Source organism: Maritimimonas sp. 2205BS37-2, assembly GCF_056591755.1.
The window spans coordinates 209,857-235,186 of record NZ_JBWQOI010000003.1 but is presented as its reverse complement, the minus strand read 5'-3'; the positions used below and the strand labels follow the sequence as shown (position 1 = coordinate 235,186).

Genomic DNA, 25,330 nt, shown 5'->3' with positions numbered 1-25,330 from the left:
TTTGGATCTAGGGTTTGTTAAGCATTGATTTGTTTTGACATTTTACAAATCGCAGTTAAATAGTTTTTTAGGTAACGAATAAGCCACCCATTTATAAATAGATTATGACTTTATGAAATTTTTGGTATGATGTACTACATCTAATTCGGTTCTAAAAGCGACAAATTTATTGGTAAACAGTTGCTGTCCTTCTCGACGAAGTCTATCTGCATCTTCTATGTAATATCGCTCTAAAGTTTCTTTACTATCAGTTGTATATTGTATCGAATATGTTACTCCTCCCATGTCTTCTTCAACCATTACTTGACACATTTTGGCTTCCATAAATTTACCGGTATCTAACATTTCGGGAATATGTTTTTCTTGCATCCATCTCAACCAATCTTCTTCAACAGATTCATCTATGTTTATAGTTACGTTGTATATATACATTTTATTATTTATGAATTTATAGGGTTATTAATAATAATACGATTGAAACTGAGATTCAGATTTCAATGAATTCATGTTAGGTGTAAGACAAAAGATATCAATTGATCTGATCTCCTCTTAATTTCCTAAAACGCTTTCGGGCATCAACCAAATAAATACTCGAAGGGTGCTCAAAGATTATTTTTTGGTACATTTCTTTGGCTTTTTCAAGATTGTCTAATTTGGTTTCATACAGTTCTCCCAATCTAAAATAACTATTATCTACTAAAATACTGGCATCTTGTAATGCAATTATTTTTAAATAGTTTTCTTCAGCTTTAGAAAATTGATTTGTTTTTTGGTATAGGTCTGCTTGTTTGAATAAAGCTAAGTCTTCAATTTCTTCATCTTTATGATTCTTTAATACAATACTCAAGCTATCAATGGCTTGTTTGTTTTTATTTTGATAGGCTAGTAAATCTGCTTTGGCATATAACTGTAATGCTTTCGGAATCGAATCGTATCCTAAATTATCTGATATCAATAAAAATAGATCTACAGCATCATTAGCAATTAATTGAGAGGTTGAGCCTTTTAATACCTTCAACTGTGTTGATGCCCATTTAAAGTCTCCTTTAAAATAAGAAGTTTGTGCTACTTTAAATCGAGCGTGCTGAGCGAGTGTACTATTTTTTAATTTGGTTTGTACCTGCGTATAATTAATCAATGCTTGATTAAATTGATTAGTATACACTAAGACATCAGCTAATTTGATTTTGACCTCGCCTTTTTGAAATTCAGAAGTTGTTTTATATAATGCTTCCTTAAGAATATCTATTGCTAATTTAGGATTGTCTTTTTTAAACGTTAAAAAATCTGCATAGGCAATTTGAATATCAACGGTATTACTATTAATACCATATTGATTAAATAATTCTTTGAATTTAAGTTCAACTGAGTTCAACTCTTCATCGCTTATAGCTGTTTCAATATTCGATTGTAATAAATAGAGTTGGGCTTCAAGTAGAAGATGTTGATCATTCGTGTTTTTTAACACATAATCAAAAGCTTCTTTTGTTGTAATAAAATCATTATTATTAAAAGCAATATCTCCAATTTCTATGATTCGCTCCAAACTTTCTTTATTGCGCAAATAGATGGCTTTTTCTTGAACTAAAGCTTTCCCATAATCTTTTTGCTGCATGTATAACCAACTTAATAACTTATTCCAAGAATCGTTTGGATTGGTTTGTAAGCGTTTTAAAACGAGCTTCCTAAAAATAGAATTGCTCTGTTCAAGTGCGTCATCAGAGAGAAAACGCCCAGCATACCGTTGAACGGTAGAAAAGTAATTTTCGTTTTTTTCAACCATGTCTAGATAAGCATTGAACATATTTTCTAATTCTCCTTTTTCGCCATAAATTGAAGCAATATAAGCGTCATAATTTAGATTAGGGTTCAAGGCCATAGCTCTTTGATAGGCCCTTAAAGCATAATCTAGTAAATGATTGTCTTGAAAAGCTCTTCCAATAAGATATCCTGAATTAGGACTAATTTCAATAAACTGTATTGCCTGATTGTAATATGGAATTGCTTCTTCTTTTTTGTTTTGTAATTGTAAATTATAACCTACTTCTACATCTAAATAGGCCAATTCTGGGAAATAGATTTTTTGCTTATCTAATAATTTAGTGGCTTCGTTATATCTATTTGTTAATTGATATGAATTCAATAAGTATTTAAAATAGTCTCGCCTTACCGGATACTTTTCATGTAATTGCTTGTAGATAACCGAAGCCTTTTCATACTCTCCTTTTCTATAATAACTGTAAGCCAATTGAGCGCTTTGAGAAAAGCAGTAAGTGGTAATAAATACTAATATGACAATAAAAATGTTGCGCATTTCGTTATAGATAACGTTGAAACTAATAGATAGTTGCTTCAAAGGTAGTAAAACGAGTGTTAAAAAATTGATAAAAAGTATGGGTTAAATAATTACGATGTAACATTTTGGCATGAGATTTGTCTTATGTATAAAACTAGTAAATAAACCATACAATGATTGAATTAAGAAAACACTACGAGTTAGCTAAAAAGAAAGCCAACCTTTTTATGAAAACAGGTAATTTGAACGCATATGTTGATGCGCTTCTTGAAATGAACCGTTACAAAAAGTTAATGGTGTCTGTTACTAATAACTAGCTAATAATATCAAATCCGGTATACTTTCGTAATACTTCTGGTATTATAATACCATCTTTGGTTTGATAATTCTCTAAAATTCCAGCTAGTACCCGTGGCAATGCTAATGCACTTCCATTTAAAGTGTGAGCCAATTGATTTTTACCATCACCATTCTTAAAACGTAATTTTAGTCTATTGGCTTGAAAAGTTTCAAAATTTGAAACAGAACTAATTTCCAACCATCTATCTTGGGCAGTTGAAAATACCTCAAAATCATAGGTTAGGGCCGCAGTAAAACCTAAATCACCTCCACAAAGTCTCAATATTCGATATGGTAATTTTAATTCTTTGAGAATTTCTTTTATATGTTCAACCATAATATCAAGAGCCTTATAAGAACTTTCTGGATGCTCTATTCGAACAATCTCAACTTTATCAAATTGATGTAATCTATTTAAACCACGAACATGTGCGCCATAAGAACCTGCTTCACGTCTAAAACAAGGCGTGTAGCCTGTGTGGAGTATCGGAAAATCACTTTCTTTTAGCAATACATCTCTATAGATATTCGTCACCGGAACCTCAGCGGTTGGAATTAAATATAAGTCATCATTAGTAACATGATACATTTGTCCTTCTTTATCAGGTAACTGCCCGGTACCATATCCTGATGCTTCATTTATAAGATGAGGAACTTGTACTTCGTGATAACCGGATTCAGTATTTTTATCTAAAAAATAACTAATTAAAGCACGTTGTAATTTGGCACCTTTTCCTTTGTAAACAGGGAATCCAGCACCAGTAATTTTTGCTCCTAGGTCAAAATCTATGATGTCATACTTTTTGGCTAACTCCCAATGTGGTAATGCACTGTTATCTAATTGAGGAATATCACCTTCACGAAATACTTCTTCATTATCTTGATCTGTATTTCCTGCAGGAACCAATGCGTTTGGAATATTAGGGATTTGATATAGCAAATCGTTTAAGGCTTGTTGAGATTCGCTCAACTTTTCAGATAATTGCTTAGATTGTTCCTTTAGTTGCCCTGTTTTTTCTTTTATCAAGTTAGCTTTTTGTACTTCCCCAGCTTTAAACAAGACTCCGATCTCTTTTGATAGTTTATTTGACTCAGCTAAAACATTATCTAATTCTGCCTGTGTTGCTCTGCGAGTTTCATCTAATTTAAGAATTTCATTCACAGAAGTTTCGGCATTTTCAAAATTACGAATAGCAAGACCATTTAATACTTGCTCTTTATTTTCCCGAATAAAAGCTACTTGTAACATCAATCAATTTTTAAGTCAGCAAAGATAATGATTGCTAACAGATTGACGAATGGAGATGACTTATTTATTTAGAAAAATCTGGTTTGGCAACGATGCGCTTTTGAACTTTCTGTAAAGCGATATGATAGTATTATTTCATGACTACCATCATTAAATTGATTTAAACTTTTTAAAGAGTAGTCAAAAGAATAACCAATTGTGAATACGTTACTAAGATCCGCACTTAAAACAGCACTTAGCGATTCTCCATTATTGTAAGAAAGACCAGCGCTATATGACTCGTTAAACATAAGGTTAGCTGATATATTTAGTGAAATAGGCGTTCCGCTTACTATTTTTGTCAATATAGCTGGTTTAAATTTTAGATTTTGATTTATTTGGAAAACATAACCTGCTAATAAGAAATAGTTAGGGATATCTGTTACTTCTCCATCAAAATGGTTAGCATGTAGTAAATTAGATACTGATACACCAGAATACCAATTTTCACCATACCAATAAATACCTGCACCAAGTGTGGGTGAAAGTTTAGACTCGATAGGGGTTTGTAAAAGTGGGTCTCCTTGATCTTGAACATCTCCTTGATTGAGATCTATTGTAAGTATCTCCAATCCCACTTTTAAGCCAAAAGCTAAAGTTGTTTTTTCATTCGTCTGAATGGAGTAAGAACCATCAAAGCTTATATCTTTTTGGTCAACAGGCCCAATTCTATCCAACCCAAATGATGCCCCAATGCCTATTGGATATTTATTCAGTTTGGTTCGTGCAAAAGCATTATGTGTTTGGGGGGAGGCAGAAATTGATACCCACTGTATTCTTGATGTTAATGTTAGGCTTAAAAAATCTTTTGTGCCTACATAAGCTGGATTAAATAATTGTGTATTATAAAGATATTGAGTATAATGTGGAGCTTGCTGACTATACAATTTAATGCATAGGCAAAAGAGAAGATATGTACATAATATGTGCTTTAATTTTAACAACGCTATCTAACTAAATAAATCCAGCCTGAGAATTTTTTATTATCATAGTTAAGATTGAGTGTGTAAAAGTATGTTCCTGTGGGTAGTTTTTTAGAACCGTTTACTGTCATGCCTGTAGTAGCAATTCCATCCCAATCGTTTTGGTATCCAATCTTTTCGTATATCAGGTTTCCCCAGCGATTATATATCTGTAATTTACTATTCCTAAACTCATTATTTGTAATACCATTTATAGTGAAAGTATCATTAAAACCGTCATCATTTGGTGTGAAAATAGAATTTACTCTTATTTCTGTATATCTTATGGTAGCAGGAGTTGAGATGTTTTCGCAATCAACTGATTGTCCATTTATAATAACTCTAAATTGAGATCCATTTATTGATGGCATTACGTTAATGAGCATTAAAATGTTAGTATTCGTGCCGGTATAATCAATTCCATCAGAAATGTTTTCCCAAACATTCAAGTTAGTATTGAAAACTTGCCATTGATAAGATAAGGTTTCGGAGCTTGAAGCTTCAACGGTCAATGCTATATTGTCATTTTCTAAAACTAACTGATCTTCGGGATGTGAGTTGATTGTAACACAAGATTGTCCATAAATAAAAAAGGAGCTAGTATTAAATAAAATAAGAAAAAATAAAGCTTTTATAAGCATTTTAAAGGAAGCTTTTCTAATTATTTAGTCAAACGAATTCTTTGATCAAATATTGCTCAATATAGCTTACTTCAATTGCTTATTAGGTAATAACCATTTATTATGCTTAAAATGATCCCATTTTACCGAAGCAATATCAATAGTGTCGTTTACCAGAGGTTGTCTGGGTCTTCCATTTGCACTTACCTGACCTCTAACATATACGGCGATATTTATTCCGTTTTTTGCATACTCATTTTTAAGGTGTTGTGCAAATTGCCAGATAAAATCGGGCTTAGTGCTGAGTGAGCGAATCTGCTTATTGGTTAGATAGTCTCTTAGTTTTACTATTTCGCTCTTATTATTTTTTTTATCTACAACGGTGAATAAAATAGAACCAGCTTTAGCACGTAACATCATCCGCCAACTAAGACGATGCCCTTCTTCTGTCCATAATACATTATCTTTAATTACCCAATGTCGTAATGGAAGTAACACCTGAATCGTAAGATATATTCCAAAAAATAAAAGAAGTGATTTTTTATAGTTTGGAATTATAACTTCATTTTTATCATATAGAGGTTTTTTCTTTAAAAAGATACCGTGGGTAACTTTCGGTGCGAAAAAAAATACCGCAAATGCTAAAGAGAGAAAAGGGAAAATGCCAACCTGAAAAACGATCGCATTAAATAGATGAAAGAAAACAGATAAGCAAAAACCAAATACACGGGTTCTTTTAAAAATGAGAAAAGGAACAATTAGTAAATCAAAAAGCAAACCGCCATAGCTTAAAAAATAGGGGAACCAATCAGTAGTAAATAGTTTTCCGATTAGCGGAAAGTCAGCTTTTGAAGCTAAGAATAATTTGGCTGGAATAGCTTGAAGCCAATCTGGATATGTTTTGGCGATTCCTCCATAAAAATAAACTAAACCTATTTGAAGCATTAAGATTAATGAAGTCCAATAAGGCACAGAGTTTGATCTTAATTTTGGGTTTCGTTTCACATCGAATGAATAGCTGGTGTTCGCCGGCTGAAAGATCATCAAGAAGCTTAGTAATGCCGTTAGGTAATAATGATTATTATAAGATGTTTTTTGCATTAAATAAGTGGCTGACCACAGTAGGAAAAAAGCAGTTATTGATAGTCTATAACGATAACCAATCATAACAAAAAAACCACAAATTCCCATTAGAAGGTAATAATAGTACATTCCATTTCCTGGCAAGGGTTGTAAAAATTCAAATCCAATAAATGTAAATGTAAATTTAGGGTCAACCATGGTTTTGGTAACCCACCCGGTGGCAATGGCGCCCCAAGATTCCAGAAAAAGCAATAACCCAAAAATAATCCGGAATACTATAAGCGGCGAATTATCTATATGCCTAAAAAGAAATCGCTCCATTTTTTATTAACTCTCGTGCTTTTTGTTCATCTTTTTTTATTTGAGCAAAGAGGTGTTCTAAAGAGGCAAATTTTTGCTCATCACGTAAACGTTTCAAAAGGTTAACTCTAATATTCTTTCCATAAAGGTTTTCATCAAAATCTAATAGATGTACCTCTATGGTTTTACGTCGCCCATTTAAAGTTGGCCGTTTGCCTATATTCATGATACCAAAATAATGAATACCTTGAATGTGGGTGTTAACAACGTAAACACCAGATTTAGGGATTAATTTATAATCTTCTTTGATTTGAATATTTATGGTTGGGTAGTTGTATTGACGCCCTAACGCTTTCCCTTTTACAACTTCACCAGAGAGCATATAACCATAACTTAAATAACGGTTGGCTTTTTCAATAGCACCTTCATCTAAAGCCTTTCTTATTTTAGTTGAACTTACAGATACATTTTCAATGTCTTGTGCGGGTATTTCTTCTACCTCAAATCCATAGGTGATACCATACTGTTGCAGTTGTTCAAAATTTCCTTCCCGGTTACGGCCAAAATGATGATCATAACCAATAACTAAAGTCTTTGTTTTTAAATGATTTACTAAAACATTTCTTGAAAAGTCTAAAGCAGTTAATCGAGAAAATTCTTTAGTGAATGGTTCAATGATGAGGTTGTCTAGCCCACTTTTCTCTAAAAGTTCGATTTTTTCATCAAGAGTGTTGAGTAATTTGATCGAAGTACTTTTTTGCAAAACCATCCTTGGATGAGGAAAGAAAGTTAGTATTACAGACTCGCCATCATTTTTTTTTGCGGTAGCTACTAATTTTTTTATAATTTCTTGATGCCCGATATGCACTCCGTCGAAAGTACCAATCGTAACTATTGATGGTTTTTTATTCTTAAAATCTCGAAAGGATTGGTAAATTTTCACTGAAGAAATTTATTGCTCTAAATTCATTTTTTCATTTATTTCAGTAATAACCAACGGTATGTTTTTATTACTAAAATTTCCGCTCAAAGTTAGTTCATTTTTTTTGATAAGCAGCTTTAAATTTCCCTCAGAGATTTTAAAATAACCTGCAGTACCCTTACAGAAACACTGTCGATCAACTACTAAATTCACTTTTTGTAGTTCTTTATTTGCAAGGTTTAATTCTTTTGCTTCTTTCGGAATATTAAAATAGTAGGTCTCAGAATAATGAGCATCGGCTGTTTTTGGAGGTGAATTTCTTTTGTAGGAAATTTTCACAAGAATTTTATCACTTTTTTTTGTTTCGCCATAAAATTGATCAAAACTATCTTTTTTTAAGATAATTGACTTATTTGGTATAAGTTGAATATCACATTTGCCATTATTCGGGCAATTGATTAGGGTATATGATTTTGTCTTTTCTAATTTTTCTAAACTGAATGTGTTTTTTTGAGAGCTACAGCCAATAGTAGTAAGAACAAATAGGAGTAAAAAAGTGTATTTCATGTTTTACTTTTTGTAAATATATAAAATATTAAAACCGAACTAAATTATTTATATTTGTTAGGTAGTCATTAAGGTTTTTATGAAAAAACGAATTCTCTATTCTTTAAGTATTTTTTTACTATCTGTATTACAACTTTCTGCCCAAGATCAAATATGGACAAAACTTGAAGCTAGAGAATCAACTGGTGATATTCATAAAAAAGCACTCAGGGCTTATGACATGTACCATTTGGACCTAGAGAAACTCAAGCATGAACTAATAGGGGTTGCCAAAAGAAATGATAAGATTTTAAATCATAAAAAGATCTATTTCCCCGATGTTAGTGGTGATTTAGTTGAATATCGCATTAATGAAACTTCTATAATGCATCCTAATCTCGCTGCTAAATTTCTTAATAATAAATCATATGTTGGTAAAGCAGTGAATGATTCGGACAAGTCAATACATTTTAGTATTAATGGCTTAGGCTTGTATGCAATGATTTTTTCTGCTGGAAAGACAACTGTTTATATAGATCCGGTTAAAGAGAAATATGGAGAATATACTTTTTATAAGCGTGAAAACCTAAAAGTTACAAGGTCTTTTGAATGTCATGTTGAGCATCAAACAACAGAGGTAAAAGCAACCTCTCAGTTAAAAAATGCCAACGACCTACAATTAAGAACCTTTGAATTAGCTTTAGCAAGTACAGGCGAATATTCGCAATTTCATATTGATGCAGCAGGAGTATCAAATGGTACAGATGTTGAGAAAAGAGCGGCGGTATTAGATGCCATGGTTGTAACCATGACAAGGGTCAATGCGATTTTTGAACGTGATGTGGCCCTAACGATGCAGTTAGTTGCTAACACCGATCAACTTATATTTTTAGATGGAGAGACAGATCCCTATAGTAATGGTGACGGGGGAGCAATGCTTAGCGAAAACCAAACCACAATTGATAACATTATTGGTGTCGCAAATTACGATATAGGCCATGTGTTTAGTACCGGTGGAGGAGGCGTTGCTTTCTTAGGATCTCCTTGTGGTAATGATAAAGCGGGAGGAGTGACCGGGCAAACGATACCAGTTGGTGATCCTTTTGATGTTGATTTTGTTGCGCACGAAATGGGGCATCAATTTGGAGCAAACCATACATTTAACGGTAATGCCGGAAGTTGTAACGGAAACAGAAATAATAATACCGCTGTTGAACCAGGTAGTGGAACAACAATTATGGCCTACGCCGGTATTTGTTCACCTCAAAATGTACAGTTAAATAGTGATGATTATTTCCATATAATAAGTATTCAGGAAATGTTCAGTTTTATATCTGGAGGTGCTACTTGCGACGATGAAACGAATTTTACTAACAATGCAAATGCGCCAACTGCAAATGCAGGAAATAATTTTACAGTACCTATATCAACGCCTTTAATTTTAAAAGGACAAGGTTCTGATGCTGATGGCAATACGTTAACCTATACTTGGGAACAAATAGATAATGAAACCAATGGAATTTCAATTCCTCCATCATCAATGCAAACTGGTGGCGCCGTTTTTAGATCATTTTCTCCAAGTACTTCACCAGATAGATATTTGCCTGATCTAAATACGGTTGTTTCCGGAAATTTGTCTACTACCTGGGAGGTGCTTCCAAGCGTAGGGCGTACGATGGACTTTGCACTTACAGTACGAGATAACGTAATAGGTGAGGGGCAAACGGCTTCTGATAATGTAACAATTACTGTCGATGGGAATTCTGGGCCTTTTCAAGTAACTAGCCAAGATGCCGATATTATCTATTGGGCAGTTGGCGCATCTGAAACTATTATTTGGGATGTTGCTAATACAAATATGGCGCCAGTAAATAGCCCTAACGTTAATATTTTACTTTCGTTAGATGGCGGTTTTACATATCCAATAACACTAGCATCGAATACACTGAATGATGGTAATCATGACATAGTAGTGCCAAATAATATAACCAATACCGCAAGAATAAAAGTTGAAGGAGCTAATCATATTTTTTATGCACTAAATAAAACGAATATTAATATAATCAATGATTTTGCTTTGACCACAAGCCTGGATCAGCAAGTCATTTGTATTCCTGATGATGCAGTTTTTAACTTTAATGCAAGTTTTACTTCTGGGTTTAATGAAGAAGTGTCTTTTTCAACCAACAATGCTCCTACGGGAGCAACTATAAGTTTTAACCCAACTTCTACTAATTCAACCACTAGCGCTCAAATGACGGTGAGTAATACAGCGAATGTAGCCCCTGGTTTATATACTATTGAAATTGTGGGTACCGCAACCTCTGTAACAAGAACTTTAGAGGTAATATTAGAGGTTTTTGATCCAGAAATAGATGCTCCAACTCTTAGTAATCCTGTTGACGGTGCAGTTGGAGTGTTGGCTACCGGAACAAACTTTACCTGGGATGCTGACATGAATGCTGCAGATTATGATATTGAAATAGCTAGTGATGTTCTTTTTAATAACATAATTGAATCGGCCAATGTATCAAACAATTTGTATACACCTCAAAACCTTCAAGATGCTATAACTTATTATTGGAGGGTTAGAGTGAATAACCCTTGTGGCAATGGAAATTTTTCTTCAATACGAGCTTTTACAACAAGTGAGATTGTTTGTAAATTATATAATGCGGAAGATGTGCCACTCGACATACCCGATAATAATCCTACTGGTATAAGCTCGGTTATAAATGTAGCTGATGATTATATTCTTAGTGATGTAAATGTAACTATAAATGTTACGCATAGCTGGATGTCAGATTTAATCTTTAATTTAGAAAGTCCTACGGGCACGATAATCGAGCTCGTTAATAGAAAATGCTCAGGACCGAACAATGTAAATATGGCAGCTACTTTTGATGACTTAGGTATAGACTTGGTTTGTGCGAATTCAAGCCCTGTAATCACAGGTGTAATAAAGCCTTCAGAAGAACTGTCGGGGTTTAATGGAGAATCATCATTGGGGGACTGGAGACTTACGGTTTCAGATAATGCAGATATGGACCCGGGTTCTATCACGAGCTGGTCATTAGAACTTTGCGAAAGTGTTGAGGTGGCCAGTATCAACAGTGAAGAATTTCAGAATTTAGGTATGTGGCCTAACCCAACTAATGATATTGTTAATATTTCATTCTTATCAGCTAATATAGAGACGACTCATATCAAAGTTTATGATGTACTAGGTAGAGAAGTAATGCATAAGATATATCTATATGAATCGGTTTTGTTCAACGAACAATTTGAAATCAGTAACTTAGCATCAGGAACATATCTTGTAAATATTTCCCGAGGAAATGTTAATGCAACAAAAAGACTTTTAATATTTTAACGATTATTAGAATTTACTATGCATGCATTGTAAATTCAAAAAAAATCGTATTTTGCAACGTTGTTAACTCTTATAAATTAAAATTATGAATAAACTTTTTACTATTGTTTTTGCGCTATTCTTTGGAGTTGCGGTTTTTGCCCAAACAGTGGTCACCGGAACAGTAACTGATGCAGCTAATAATGACCCAATACCTGGCGTAAATATTAGGCTTGAAGGTAAATTTATTGGAACGAGTACTGATTTTGATGGTAATTTTACACTGAATGTTACTGAGCCCCTACCTTTTAAAGTTGTTTTCACATCTGTAGGATATGAGAGCCAAACATTAGAAGTAACCGAGAATAATCAAAAGCTTGACATCAAATTAGTTGAGGGAACTCAACTGGATGAGGTTGTTGTATCGGCTTCTAGAACTCCAGAAAGTGTTCGTGAATCTCCAGTAACCATTGAAAGAATGGATGCCAGAGCAATAAAAAATACTTCTACTGCAAGTTTTTATCAAGGATTAGAAAATTTAAAAGGTGTTGATGTAAATACGAGCAGTTTAACATTTAATTCGGTTAATACTAGAGGGTTCGCAACATTTGCAAATACTCGTTTTGTTCAGCTTATTGACGGTATGGATAATTCGTCACCTGCGCTAAACTTTGTTATGGGTAACTTAATTGGTATTAATGAATTAGATGTACAGAGTGTTGAATTATTGCCAGGAGCATCTTCTGCATTATATGGAGCAAATGCTTTTAATGGTATTTTATTTATGACAAGTAAGAACCCTTTTGAACATCAAGGTATAAGTGCTTATGTGAAAACTGGTTTAACAGTTCAAGATGCAGCTGGAGATAACAATTTTACTGATTTTGGTATTCGAGCTGCTCATGCATTTAGTGAGAAATTTGCTGCTAAAGCATCATTCTCATATTTAAAAGGTACTGACTGGTTTGCAACAGATACTAATCAATATAGTGATGAGGGAGTGCCTGTCGGCACCCCGGATTATATAATCCCTGCTGATCCATCTAGACATGCTCATGATGGATTAAATATATATGGCGACGAAATTTCAACCGCTGCTCTTGGTACAGATTTAAGAGGAGCAGGTGTTTTATTAGAGCAAATGGGATTAATCCCTGCTGGTGCTGCTGCCTTGTTGCCTGCAGTAAATGTAGGTCGAACAGGTTATAGAGAACAAGATTTAACTGATTATAATGCAGAAAGTATGAAGGCTGACTTCTCTTTGAATTATCGGCCTTTTGAAAATGACATAGAAGTTATTTGGAACTCTCGCCTTGGTTTTGGTGGAAGTATATACCAAGGAGCAAATAGATATCAATTAAAGAACTTCTTCATACAACAACATAAGCTTGAAGTAAAAGGCGATAATTTCTTTGTTAGAGGTTACACAACTGCTGAAGATGCTGGTGATTCTTACGATATGCGTTTTACAGGTATAAATATGAATCGAGTAAATGCTCTTGAATGGTTTGGTACATATGCTGGAGCATACCTACAAACTGTATTGGGTGGAGGTACTGATGAACAGGGACATATAAATGGAAGGACTCAAGCTGACGCCGCTTATATGCCACAACCTGGTACACCAGAATTTCAGGCCTTATTTGATCAAGTAACATCAGATCCTGATATTGCTACAGGTTCTAAATTTCTAGATAATACAAAATCGTATCATGCAGAAGGGAATTATAATTTTTCTAAAATGTTGAATGATGCTTTAGACCTTCAAATAGGTGGTTCTTATAGACAATATTCATTAAATTCATTTGGAACAATTTTTACAGATTATGATGGGCCAATTAAGTACAATGAAGTAGGTGCTTATGTTCAAGCTAGTAAAAAGATTGCAGATGAACGATTAAAACTTACAGGATCTATTCGTTACGATAAGAACGAATTTTTTGATGCAAACATATCTCCACGTGCTTCTTTAGTATATTCAGCAGGTGAAAATAGAAATCATAACTTTAGAGCTTCTTTTCAAACGGGTTTTAGAAACCCAGATACACAATCTTTATTTATTGGTTTTGATGTTGGTCGAGCAATACTTGTTGGGTCTTCACCAGATAACTTAGATAGAAGATTACCTAGAACTGATTTAACAGGTAGAGATGTTTATTTTGATTCTTACACAAGATCGTCTGTTGAAGCATTTGCAGCTTCGGGTAATACTAATCTTTTAGAACAGGCGCCAACAGATTTAGTTGCTCCTGAAAAAGTAACGGCTTATGATGTGGGTTATAGAGGAAGAATAGCTAAAGTAGATATGGATTTAAACTTCTATTATAATAGTTACGAAGGCTTTATTAGTCAAGAAATAGTAATAACACCCAATACAGGTAGTACAGGAGATGCGTCTGGTATTCAAGATATAGTTACTGGAAATACTACTGCTTTTCAAACGTATACAAACTCAAGCGCCGATGTTTCTTCTTATGGAGCAAACATTGGTTTAAATACGAAGTTATTTGGTTTTGATATAGGTGCAAGTTATACCTACGCTAAACTAGACTTTGATCAAGATGAGGACCCAGATTTCTCGGCTGGATTTAATACTCCAGAGCACAAAGTAAAACTTTCTTTCGGACATACTAAATTATTCGAAAATTTTGGCTTTAATATCAATGCTAGATGGCAAGATGAATATTTTTGGCAAGCAAGCATTGCTAATGCTGTAATGCCTTCAAGAACAGTAGTTGATGCACAAATTAATTTAAGGGTGCCAAAGTTAAAATCAACTTTTAAAGTTGGTGGTTCAAACCTATGGGGAGACGAATATAGAAGTGCTGTTGGAGCAGGTAGTATTGGGTCTCAGTTTTTTGTTTCTTGGGTAGTTAACAATTAAAATAAAATGAAAATGTATACAAAATATAAATATTTACTAATAGTCTTACTTTCTTTTAGTTTTGTTGCTTGTGAAATAGACGATACTATAGAGCCAAATTTACCGCCAGAAGCGGTATATCCTGCCTTAAATACGGGAAGCGCTGATTTTTCTAATTACGTTGCTTTAGGAGCTTCGTTTACATCTGGTTTTACCGACGGCGCTTTATTTATTGCAGGTCAAGAAAATTCTTTCCCTAATATTATTGCCGGACTTGTGGGTACTTCTTTGAGTCAACCTTTAATGAACGACAATATTGGAGGATTACTTATAAATGGGGCGCCTAACGATAGTGCCTTACCAAGATTCTTTTTTGATGGTACTGGACCAGTAAGATTACCGGCTACACCAACAACAGAAGTTCTTGCTGGAACTCCTGGGCCTTACAATAATATGGGTGTGCCTGGTGCAAAAAGTTTCCATTTATTATTTGATGGTTACGGTAACCCTGCTAATTTAGGTGTTAGCGCAAACCCTTACTTTGTAAGAATGGCCTCTAGCCCTACAGCAACTATGTTAGGTGATGCCATGGTTCAGAACCCTACTTTTTTTACTTTATCAGAAATTGGCGGAAATGATGTGTTAGGTTATGCTACTACAGGTGGTGATGGCTCAAACGCTATTACGCCTTCTGCTGGTCCTCCTGGTGTCGGCTTTGATCAAACATTTGGAGCTATTGTAGCTACTTTAACTAGTGGTGGAGCAAAAGGTGTAATAACTAATGTGCCTTACATTACAGATTTACCACATTTTACAGCTGTTACTTATAATCCTTTAGACCCTACGACTAATGAGGCCTATGCCGCTCAGATCCCTACACTTAATACAGTATATTCAGCTTTAAATGGAGTATATGCATTTTTAGGAATGCCGGAGCGTTCTGTGGTATTTTCAGCATCTGATCCGAGCCCTGTTGTTATAGTAGATGAAACGCTGCCAAATATTGCTGCTCAAATGGAGGCAGTTTTAAATGGAAACCCTGCATTTCCTGCTTTTATAGCGCAATTTGGTTTACCACCAGCTGCTGCACCAGCAGTTGCTGCTTTATTAGGAGCAACTTATGGCCAAACTAGACAAGCAAATGCTGATGATTTATTGGTTTTATCTGTTGGCTCTGTTCTTGGAACTGTAAATGAAGACGTAGCAGCAGCTTTAGCTTTACAAGGATTGCCTCCAGCAGTAGCTGGTCAATTTGCTGTTGAAGGTCTTACATTACCTCTAGCAGATAAATGGGTGTTATTACCTAGCGAACAGTCAGAAATTAAAGATGCCACAGATGCATATAACTTAACTATTGCTGCCGTTGCAGATTCAAATCCTAATGTTGCCATGCTAGATTTGAATAGTATTTTAACTGAAGCATCGACAACAGGTATTGCATTCGACGAATTTACGTTAACTACTGATCTTGTTACAGGAGGACTTGTGAGTTTAGATGGTATCCATTTAACTGCTAAAGGATATGCGCTTATGGCTAATAAGTTTTTAGAGGTTATAGATACCGCATTTGGTTCAAATTTTATAGATTCAAATACGACTGCTAAAGCTGTAGATTATCCAACTAATTATTCACCAACTTTACAATAAGTTTCGAAAAATATTATATGTAAAGCGCTTCTAATTTAGAAGCGCTTTTTTATTACAAAAAAAGACTGAAAAAACAAGTTTATTTTTAAATTAAAAATCTATCTTTGCAGCGCGAAAACCGAAAGGGTTTTCTATTAAGTAAAAAGCATAATATTAAATAGATAAGTAATGTCAAAAGTTACAGGTAAAATTGCCCAGATCATTGGTCCTGTTATCGATGTTGAATTTGCATCAGGAGCTGACCTTCCAAAAATTTATGATTCACTAGAAATAACTAAAAAAGATGGATCATTATTAGTACTAGAAGTAGAACAACACACAGGTGAAGATACAGTTCGTTGTATCGCAATGGATTCTACAGATGGTTTAAGTAGAGGTCATGAAGTAGTTGCTACTGGTAACCCGATTCAAATGCCTGTTGGTGATGATATCTACGGTCGTTTATTTAATGTAACTGGAGATGCTATCGATGGTTTAGGAGATTTACCTAAAGAAGGTAAGGATGGTTTACCTATCCACCGTGAAGCGCCAAAATTTGAAGAATTATCAACTTCTACAGAAGTTTTATTTACAGGTATTAAAGTAATTGATTTAATTGAGCCTTATGCAAAAGGAGGTAAGATTGGATTATTTGGTGGTGCTGGTGTAGGTAAAACTGTATTGATTCAAGAGTTGATTAACAATATTGCAAAAGGTCACGGTGGTTTATCTGTATTTGCTGGAGTAGGTGAAAGAACACGTGAAGGAAATGACCTATTACGTGAGATGTTAGAGTCTGGAATTATCAAATATGGAGATGATTTTATGCACTCTATGGAAGAAGGTGGATGGGATCTTGAAAAGGTTGATAAAGGAGGTATGAAAGAATCTAAAGCTACTTTCGTATTTGGTCAGATGAACGAGCCTCCAGGAGCTCGTGCTCGTGTTGCTTTATCAGGATTAACGATTGCTGAATATTTCCGTGATGGAGCCGGTGAAGGACAAGGTAAAGATGTATTATTCTTCGTTGATAATATCTTTAGATTTACACAAGCAGGTTCTGAGGTATCTGCATTACTTGGTCGTATGCCATCTGCGGTAGGGTATCAACCTACATTAGCAACTGAAATGGGTGCGATGCAAGAACGAATTACTTCTACTAAAACAGGTTCTATTACTTCAGTACAAGCGGTATATGTACCTGCTGATGACTTGACAGACCCTGCACCTGCAACTACATTTGCGCACTTAGATGCAACAACAGTATTATCTCGTAAAATTGCTGAGCTAGGTATTTATCCAGCAGTTGACCCATTAGATTCTACATCGAGAATTTTAACGGCTGATATTTTAGGTGATGAACATTATAATACCGCTCAACGTGTAAAAGAGCTATTACAACGTTATAAAGAACTTCAAGATATTATCGCCATTTTAGGTATGGAAGAATTATCTGAAGAAGATAAATTAGTTGTACACAGAGCTCGTAGAGCGCAACGTTTCTTATCGCAACCTTTCCATGTGGCTGAACAGTTTACTGGTATACCAGGTGTATTAGTTGATATTAAAGATACTATCAAGGGCTTTAATATGATTATGGATGGTGAATTAGATAAATATCCAGAAGCGGCGTTTAACTTAAGAGGGTCAATTCAAGACGCTATTGATGCTGGTGAGAAAATGTTAGCTGAAGCAGAAGCTTAAAACAATCTAAAAGACGAAGAACTTATGTTTTTAGAAATTGTAACACCAGAAGCAGTTGTATTTAGTTCTAATGTAGATTCTGTAACTGTACCAGGTATTAATGGTGAGTTTCAAATGTTAGAAAATCACGCACCAATCGTTTCTCTATTGTCAGAAGGCAATGTTAAAGTGCACGTACATACGCAAGAACATTTAGAGCTAGATGAGTTAAGCGGACACTTAACACCTCATATAGATGATGACAAAGTGTTAGTAATGCCTATTAATTCTGGTACGATTGAATTAAATGAAAATAAAATTATTATTCTAGCCGATTAATAATTTTCAATAATATATAGAACAAAAAACTCGAAGGATTTACTTCGAGTTTTTTTATGCGCTGAATAATTTTTATCAGTGTTAAAATTTATCAGTAAGCCATCTGTATACGTCATTACCATTAGCAAATAATAATAATCCCATTAAGATTACAAAACCTGCTATTTGAGCATATTCTAAGAATTTATCGCTTGGTTTTCTGCCCGATATCATTTCATATAAAGTAAAGACAACGTGACCGCCATCTAACGCCGGTATAGGCAGTAGATTCATAAATCCAAGCATGATTGATAAAAAGGCTGTTAAGGCTAAAAAGCTTTGCCAATCCCATTCACTAGGAAAAATACTCAAAATAGTACCAAATCCGCCCAGGCCTTTATAAGCTCCTGTTTTAGGATTCAATATCTTTTTAAATTGCTTTACGTAACTAGCTAAAGTATTATATGATTTTTTGATACCAGCAGGTATAGCTTCTAAAAATGTATAACTTCTTGTTTCTAAATCATAATACCCTAATTTGCTCATATCTAGAATCGAAATGTTCGCTGGCAATACTTCAATTTTACCGGTAGCACTTACCTTAGCATTAATTGTTTTTAATTCATCACCCCTTTTTACTTCAAGAGGGATCTCTTGACCTTTGTATTTTTCTAAATGACCAGCTACCTGATCAAAATATGTAACTTTTTCATTGTTAACAGATACCAATATGTCTCTAGATTTTAATCCGCTCTTAGAGTTTAATGAAGAGTCAGGTAATGACGCAACTATAAAAGGAATTCTTGGATAAATAAAACTACCCGCGTTTTTACCTCGGTCTACTAATTTAGATATAAAATCTACAGGAATTTCTTTCTCTATCGTTTCACCATTACGCTCTATGGCATAGGTATTACCATTAACAAATTCAGGCAACAAGTCTCTAAATTTCTTAATTTTCTCTCCATCTATAGATAAAATTTTATCGCCGGTTTCTAACCCTAGATCCTTCCCTAATTGATCTTGAACCCAAATGCCATCCTTCATATTTTCGTTAGGAAGATAACGCTCTCCCCAAATATTAAGAATCATGATATATAATAAGATTCCTAAAATGAAATTAACAGTAACACCACCCAACATAATAATTAAGCGTTGCCAAGCCGGTTTAGAACGAAACTCCCAAGGTTGAGGTTCTTGTTTCATTTGCTCGGTATCCATACTTTCATCAATCATACCCGAAATCTTAACATAGCCTCCTAATGGAATCCAACCAATACCATAAACGGTTTCTCCAATTTTTTTCTTAAATAACGAGAACTTATAATCAAAAAATAAATAGAATTTTTCAACTTTAGTTTTAAATAGTTTGGCAGGTATAAAATGTCCTAGCTCATGTAGAACAATTAAAATAGACAAACTGAGAATAAATTGCGATACTTTTATCAGTACTTCCATAAAATCACTTCAAAATTAAAAAACGTCCAAAGGTACTATTTTAGTGTCAATTTCACCCTTGAGAGTAACACAATCTCGCGTTAAACTTTCGCCAATTTATTTTTTTAAGATCGTTTTATGTAATGTGCCTTGTGAAGTTTCTATTTTAACTAAATGCATGCCAAGAGAGAGTTGTTTAAGATCGATAGCGCTTAACGGATTAATTTCTTCTAAAACTAATTTACCTAGCATATTGTAGATAGATATTTTTTCTACTACTGCTTTACTCGAATTCTCTATTTTTATGACATCAACAACAGGATTAGGGTATAAAGAAATTTCTTTATTAAGAACTTCTTGATCTATACCAACCTTAGCAGTATTGTCTTTTGAAATAAGTTGGTAATAAGGATCAACCTCCACGCGTTCTACTTTAAATGGAATTATTCCACTAAATGTTTGACGATCTTCACTCAGTTCTAAACGTACCAATTGAGATTCTCCATTAGAGCCAATTAGCTTAATAGGCACTGGTAGTTCAAAAAATGATACAGAAGCATGCGATTGCTTTTGTTTTACACTAAAGCTAATTTCTTCACTTCCATCTTTTTGAAACCAGGCAACTTCATAGGAAGGATGTCCTAGGCTCTTAAACCAGTCATTAAAGAAAAAAGTGAGTTCAATGCCACTTTCGTCTTCAAGAAAGTATTGAAAATCTAAGATATTGGCTTCGTTAGTATCAGCAGCAATATAACTTCTATAGTTTTCAACAGCTTTATAGAAGACTTCGTCTCCTAATTTATACTTTAGCATATGTAAGACCATAGCCGTTTTAAGAAAACTAGATTCTTGTATGTTACTCATGGCTGTTACTTTGGCCACGGTTTTTTTGCGCCAATTCATATCATCAGTATCGAAAGTAACAAATGATTTTTCTTCAAAAGAATGTAAGATTTCTTTTAAATACGCATTTTGAACATTGAAAGGTTTGCTTTCTTGACCAAATATAATAGAAGGAACAATAAAGCATAAGAGGAGTAAAAGTTTATCCATTTAATGTAACTTTGTACTTAAATTCATAGCAATTTAAGGGGTTGAGGATAACAAATATACAAAAATAAATGAGTTTTAATTTTTTTAAGCAGTCATTACCAACGGTTAAAATAATCCTGTCAATTTTTGCTGTTGCTGTGGTAATCGGATTTTTTTTATTAACTCCCAAAGAGCGTTTGCCAATATACAGTCCTTCTGATGTAAATCCTAAATTGGTTGATTATTCCATTCAACATATAAAAAATAATCATACGATAGCCGATTTCAGTTTAATTGATCAGAATGGCGATACGATAACTAACGAAACTTATAAAGGCAAAATATATATTGCAGATTTCTTTTTCACCCGTTGCGCGACCATTTGTCCGATAATGACCGGTAATATGAAAGAATTACAAGAAATTTACAAAAAGGATAGTGAGATCATGTTGCTGTCACATTCAGTTACTCCAATTATGGACAGTGTGCCTATTTTAAAAATGTACGCTGAAGGGAAAGATATCGATGCTTCCAAATGGCATATAACAACCGGTGATAAAAAGCATATTTATGATTTAGCTCGTAAATCTTACTTCGCCACTTTAGATGAAGGAGATGGAGGCGATCAAGATTTTATTCACACCGAACAATTTGTACTAATAGACAAAAAAAGACAGATACGCGGTTTTTATGATGGTACAGATAAAAAAGAAATAGAGCGGATTAGAAAAGACATTACTATTTTAAAGAAAGAACAATAAAAAAAGCGGTGAAATTTTCACCGCTTTTTTTAAGGTTATACTTTTGAGAGCACAATTTTTTCTGTTTCTTTTTTTATAATCTGGTTATAAAACTGCTTGATTATATCATATTGTGTTGAAGCAATTTTAGAATAGTTTATTTTAATCGAACATATAAGCTGAATACTATTGTTCGATTTCTTAATATTGTAAGTAAACTCTCCCATATCATCTGGCAACCTAAACCTAATTGGATCTGGAATGTTTTCAATAGTATAACCTTCAGGGATTTTAATAATTATATGTGCTTTATTATTTCTTGGATAACTAAAGTCTATAGGGTATAATCTTTTTTCAGTAACAAAAGGATTTTTTTCTAGTTTAAGAAAGAATAAAGGAGAAAAAAACATTTTGTCGTTTGTTATTTCAACAGCTTCCTCTTTATAGAAGGAATAATTCTCAACTACAGGTTTTTCAACATCATCCAGATTATTAATCTTATGATTAGAAATTTCTATGTCCTTATTAGTACTTTCTGCCTCTCGTAAATAATCATCCTCAGACATAGTACTATATAATTCTCTAAACTCTAATGCAGCATTATTTTTATACGTATTTCTTGATTTTCCTTCAATATCGCCGTTTGGAGAAAGAACAACATTAACAATTGAGGCCTTTAGAGATTGATCTTTCGGTATTAAAGAGATATCTTTATACGTATTATTAGGCCTTATTAATTTACCATGCCAATTTATCAACCTTGTAGATAGTATATTTTGATTTGCATATTTATTAGTTGCATCTAATAAAATAACATCATTACTAAGCTCTACACCACAAATCACATAATTTAATCCATTAATTGTTGGGAATATAGGAATTCCATTATCTCTTGTACTTAATAAAACAGGATGTGCGCTTATACCGGCATATCGCATCATTGAGACTAACATGAGGTTAATGTCAGCTACATTACCTATGCCTTCTTTATATGTCTTTGAAAGGCCATTATATGAATAAATTCCATCTACTTCATTCCATTTCACTTTATCCTTCACAAAATCATAAATCTTTTTTACTTTTTCTTGAACAGAAGTAGTACCCGATAAAAGTTCATCTATATCGTCTTTATAATAAGATTTTTTAGAAATTTTATTTTTATAGGTGTCAAACTTGTTAATGCTTTTTGCGACGTCTTCCCAAGTTTGAGAGTAATATTTGGTATAGGTTGTATAATGCACGGCAATTAATTCATATTCTACCCCAGCTTTATAATTATCAATATTGTCAACATAATTTTCTTCTTCTAAAGCTTCAATATTTGATAATGTATATTCTGTTATATTAACTTCAGCATTAATTCTATTGTCTCTTTTATGACTGCGTTTCGGGTAAAATGGTAAAAACCCTTTTATTTTTCTATTAAACTTAAAGAAAGCAGGAGTACTCAATTTGGCATAAAGCTTTTTAACCGGAATTGAATGCTGAAATTTAAACTCGTCAATATTTGTTAAAAAAGGAGATCTAAGGCTGTATTTATATTCTATAATAGAACCTTCTTTAACATTAGGCATTGTAAATGTATAATGGTTAAGACGTTTGTGATATTCTCGTTTAAAAATGGCATCTTTACCTAATTTTTCTTTGATAATTTCTCCATTTACTAAATTATAAGTATAGGCTTTTAATCCAGATACCATTTCATTATCAGAGCCACTTTTATATAGATTTATTTTTTTAGTAGCATAATCAAACCCTTCTTTATTATAAATCTTTATTTTATGGTAAATTTCTGTTACCAGGCTATATCCGTCTATATAAGTTTTTCTATGTTTATAAAGATAAGCAGCGTTTGCTGAAGAATCTAGAGGGTAGTGTTTCTCTTCTAATTCAGACTTTGTTACCTCTCCAAATTTACTGTCTTGTGCATTAGATAATTGCAATAAAATGGAAGTCATTACTATAAATAATAACCATGTCTTTTTCATAATTTAATTTTTGGTTAATATAATTTTGGTTTGATCTGATTTGGCTATTTGTCTCTTAAACCTTCTATAAAGTGAGTAGTCTTTTTTCGAATACTTCCCTTTTTTTACAAAGAGCTCTCTATAATATTTTAATTGATTGTCATTTATTTTTTTTATCGAAAATTTATAATATCCGAACTTACTTTCGATACTTACATCATCAGGAATAGATTCAAAAGAATAATCTTTTGGAATGTCAATGGTATATTCATCTTTATCTAAATAACCACGCGAAATTTCCAGATTAAATTTTCTATTTCTGTACCGTTTAGGGATATTTATATTTCGGTTAAAAGAATTGATGGTAAAAAGCATTCTGTTTTCACTAAACGACGCATAATCTGTAGCAGATAATTTCAACGTTTCTTTAAAAATGACATTCGTTTTATCATTGTTAAACTTGGCATCAATAATATTAAGATTATTTAAGTAAGACCAATAGTAATTTTTATAGTACTTATCATAATCTTTTTTTGATTTTGTTTCTAATTCATAATGATGGCCGTACTGTGAACCATTAGATGCAATTTCAACACTGGCAATTAATCTCCCATCAGAATTTACTTTATATGTGGCGGTTGTTGTTTGTAGATTTTCTTTAGCCTTATAGGAAGTAGTATGTTTTAAAATACCACCTTCTGGCTTAATTACAATAACATCTCTGTCATCTGTGAAATTGGCAATATAGCCGAAAGGTACGGTTTGACTTGTGCACTCGAGCCATACATCTTGGTCTCCATCTGGAATATTTAGAATAACATGATTACCTTGTATATAGGGAGCCGTATAATCCATATTTAATTTCTCTCGATCTCCATAGAGCTCGGTAAAGTAAGATTCAACACCCACGGCTTCAAGAAGTGACTTTGTATAGTTTGTGAGGGCTTTACAATCACCGTAGCCCAATTTATCTACATCTTGCACTAACATTGGCCTTAAACCACCTATACCAACTTGAACACTTATATAACGTGTTTTGTCTTGCACATACTTGTATACTATTCGGGCTTTTTCAATCGGATTTTCTATACCGGCCACTAAATTTTGTATTTCTTTTTTAGTAGCGTCTGGTAACACACCTATATTTTTATAAAAATTCTCATACTGCCATTTACCTAATTCTTTCCAATCATTGGCGTAACCATCAATACCTTCAATATTAAATTTATTGGTCATTAATTTGGCAGAAGGAAGTAGCTTACTCATGGAAGGGCTATAATCCTCTTTTTCAATAGAATTAATAGCTTTTAGAGAGTATGATATTGAGTTTTCGTTTAAACTACTTATAACATTAAAACGTTTAAATAGGCTTTCTTTTTTCTGAATTTTTAGCCCTTCTGGAAAAGAAAAATTAAAATTACTTTGCTCTACTGCCTGTTTGTAAGAATCAATTGGAATCCAAGGCGGTATTGAAGCTGTATTAGAACTTTCTATCTCATGTTCAAAATATATGGTATATGGATATGAAATAGGAACATAGCCATAAAATTTTAAGCGACCATCATTGTACAGAGATATTCCGTCAACGGCTGCAAAGTCTGTAAACTTACTTTTCGAGATCTTTTTTATTTCTTTTCCGTTTTCATCAAATATTATGACTTTCAATGATTTAATTCTGGTGTTTTTATCATAAAAAACCCTAATTTTTGATTCGTGATCACCAAGTTTATTTTTTATGGTAATAGCTTTTCTGGTTTTAATAACCATTTTTTTATGCGATGATAATTCAATATCAGTGTCGTAAAAACGTACAACAGAATTTGCATTTTTTGAAAGACTATCTGGGATACTAAAAACAGCCAGATCGAGATCTTGAGAAAAAGAAAAAAAGACGTGAAAGACAATTAGAAACAATGAAAAAACCTTACTTCTCATGCAATTTTTACTTAAAAATGA

19 protein-coding genes are annotated in these 25,330 nt (G+C 33.3%); 7 read left to right on the top strand and 12 right to left on the bottom strand.

Features of this window, described 5'->3' with window-relative positions:
* Window positions 1-102 precede the first annotated feature (102 nt).
* Both AC1EUU_RS14035 and AC1EUU_RS14030 read right to left on the bottom strand, forming a co-directional pair.
* Complete coding sequence (locus tag AC1EUU_RS14035; protein ID WP_480202073.1) at window positions 103-432, bottom strand: DUF4286 family protein; 330 nt, start codon at window positions 430-432, stop codon at window positions 103-105.
* Window positions 433-529: 97 nt separating this feature from the next.
* Window positions 530-2,314 carry a tetratricopeptide repeat protein gene (locus AC1EUU_RS14030; RefSeq protein ID WP_480202072.1) on the bottom strand — a complete coding sequence of 595 codons (1,785 nt, stop codon included), beginning with the start codon at window positions 2,312-2,314 and terminating at the stop codon, window positions 530-532.
* Between the two features lie 155 nt (window positions 2,315-2,469).
* Between AC1EUU_RS14030 and AC1EUU_RS14025 the strand changes: the two genes are divergently transcribed.
* On the top strand, window positions 2,470-2,613 hold the full coding sequence (locus AC1EUU_RS14025; protein WP_480202071.1) for a hypothetical protein: 144 nt from the start codon (window positions 2,470-2,472) through the stop codon (window positions 2,611-2,613).
* Here the strand turns inward: AC1EUU_RS14025 and serS are convergent.
* The 6 genes from serS to AC1EUU_RS13995 all read right to left on the bottom strand — a co-directional run bounded on the left by serS (window position 2,610) and on the right by AC1EUU_RS13995 (window position 8,377).
* On the bottom strand, window positions 2,610-3,884 hold the full coding sequence (gene serS / locus AC1EUU_RS14020; protein WP_480202070.1) for a serine--tRNA ligase: 1,275 nt from the start codon (window positions 3,882-3,884) through the stop codon (window positions 2,610-2,612). The two genes, AC1EUU_RS14025 and serS, sit on opposite strands and share 4 nt — an antisense overlap.
* A gap of 68 nt (window positions 3,885-3,952) precedes the next feature.
* Window positions 3,953-4,867, bottom strand: a complete 915-nt coding sequence (locus AC1EUU_RS14015) for a PorP/SprF family type IX secretion system membrane protein (protein ID WP_480202069.1) — start codon at window positions 4,865-4,867, stop codon at window positions 3,953-3,955.
* A 2-nt stretch (window positions 4,868-4,869) separates the two neighbouring features.
* Window positions 4,870-5,526 carry a T9SS type B sorting domain-containing protein gene (locus AC1EUU_RS14010; protein ID WP_480202068.1) on the bottom strand — a complete coding sequence of 219 codons (657 nt, stop codon included), beginning with the start codon at window positions 5,524-5,526 and terminating at the stop codon, window positions 4,870-4,872.
* Between the two features lie 66 nt (window positions 5,527-5,592).
* Window positions 5,593-6,909, bottom strand: a complete 1,317-nt coding sequence (locus AC1EUU_RS14005; protein WP_480202067.1) for an HTTM domain-containing protein — start codon at window positions 6,907-6,909, stop codon at window positions 5,593-5,595.
* The gene (locus AC1EUU_RS14000; protein ID WP_480202066.1) at window positions 6,890-7,831 is read right to left on the bottom strand and encodes a bifunctional riboflavin kinase/FAD synthetase; all 942 of its coding nucleotides are present in this window, start codon (window positions 7,829-7,831) and stop codon (window positions 6,890-6,892) included. The genes AC1EUU_RS14005 and AC1EUU_RS14000 overlap by 20 nt, the downstream gene beginning before the upstream one ends.
* Before the next feature lie 9 nt (window positions 7,832-7,840).
* Entirely contained in the window at window positions 7,841-8,377 is a 537-nt protein-coding gene (locus tag AC1EUU_RS13995) for a hypothetical protein (RefSeq protein ID WP_480202065.1), read from the bottom strand.
* A 79-nt stretch (window positions 8,378-8,456) separates the two neighbouring features.
* On the opposite strand from AC1EUU_RS13995, the gene AC1EUU_RS13990 reads away from it, so the two are divergent.
* The 5 genes from AC1EUU_RS13990 (at window position 8,457) to AC1EUU_RS13970 (ending at window position 18,219) form a co-directional block, all read left to right on the top strand.
* The gene (locus AC1EUU_RS13990; protein WP_480202064.1) at window positions 8,457-11,729 is read left to right on the top strand and encodes a reprolysin-like metallopeptidase; all 3,273 of its coding nucleotides are present in this window, start codon (window positions 8,457-8,459) and stop codon (window positions 11,727-11,729) included.
* A gap of 85 nt (window positions 11,730-11,814) precedes the next feature.
* A complete protein-coding gene (locus tag AC1EUU_RS13985) occupies window positions 11,815-14,592 on the top strand; it encodes a TonB-dependent receptor (RefSeq protein ID WP_480202063.1) in 2,778 nt (925 codons plus the stop codon).
* 12 nt (window positions 14,593-14,604) lie between these two features.
* Window positions 14,605-16,218 carry a G-D-S-L family lipolytic protein gene (locus AC1EUU_RS13980; RefSeq protein ID WP_480202062.1) on the top strand — a complete coding sequence of 538 codons (1,614 nt, stop codon included), beginning with the start codon at window positions 14,605-14,607 and terminating at the stop codon, window positions 16,216-16,218.
* 168 nt (window positions 16,219-16,386) lie between these two features.
* Window positions 16,387-17,901, top strand: coding sequence for a F0F1 ATP synthase subunit beta (gene atpD, locus AC1EUU_RS13975; protein ID WP_480202061.1), 1,515 nt, complete (start codon window positions 16,387-16,389; stop codon window positions 17,899-17,901).
* A gap of 24 nt (window positions 17,902-17,925) precedes the next feature.
* On the top strand, window positions 17,926-18,219 hold the full coding sequence (locus AC1EUU_RS13970) for a F0F1 ATP synthase subunit delta/epsilon (RefSeq protein WP_480202060.1): 294 nt from the start codon (window positions 17,926-17,928) through the stop codon (window positions 18,217-18,219).
* An 81-nt stretch (window positions 18,220-18,300) separates the two neighbouring features.
* Here AC1EUU_RS13970 and rseP read toward each other — a convergent pair whose 3' ends face one another.
* Window positions 18,301-19,656 (bottom strand): RIP metalloprotease RseP, encoded by a 1,356-nt coding sequence (gene rseP, locus AC1EUU_RS13965; RefSeq protein ID WP_480202059.1) that lies wholly within the window; start codon window positions 19,654-19,656, stop codon window positions 18,301-18,303.
* 96 nt (window positions 19,657-19,752) lie between these two features.
* On the bottom strand, window positions 19,753-20,688 hold the full coding sequence (locus tag AC1EUU_RS13960) for a T9SS type A sorting domain-containing protein (protein WP_480202058.1): 936 nt from the start codon (window positions 20,686-20,688) through the stop codon (window positions 19,753-19,755).
* Window positions 20,689-20,756: 68 nt separating this feature from the next.
* Between AC1EUU_RS13960 and AC1EUU_RS13955 the strand changes: the two genes are divergently transcribed.
* A complete protein-coding gene (locus AC1EUU_RS13955; RefSeq protein WP_480202057.1) occupies window positions 20,757-21,428 on the top strand; it encodes an SCO family protein in 672 nt (223 codons plus the stop codon).
* Between the two features lie 35 nt (window positions 21,429-21,463).
* On the opposite strand, the gene AC1EUU_RS13950 is transcribed toward AC1EUU_RS13955, so the two are convergent.
* Both AC1EUU_RS13950 and AC1EUU_RS13945 read right to left on the bottom strand, forming a co-directional pair.
* A complete protein-coding gene (locus AC1EUU_RS13950; protein ID WP_480202056.1) occupies window positions 21,464-23,395 on the bottom strand; it encodes a transglutaminase family protein in 1,932 nt (643 codons plus the stop codon).
* A gap of 3 nt (window positions 23,396-23,398) precedes the next feature.
* Complete coding sequence (locus AC1EUU_RS13945) at window positions 23,399-25,309, bottom strand: DUF3857 domain-containing protein (protein WP_480202055.1); 1,911 nt, start codon at window positions 25,307-25,309, stop codon at window positions 23,399-23,401.
* Window positions 25,310-25,330 lie beyond the last annotated feature (21 nt).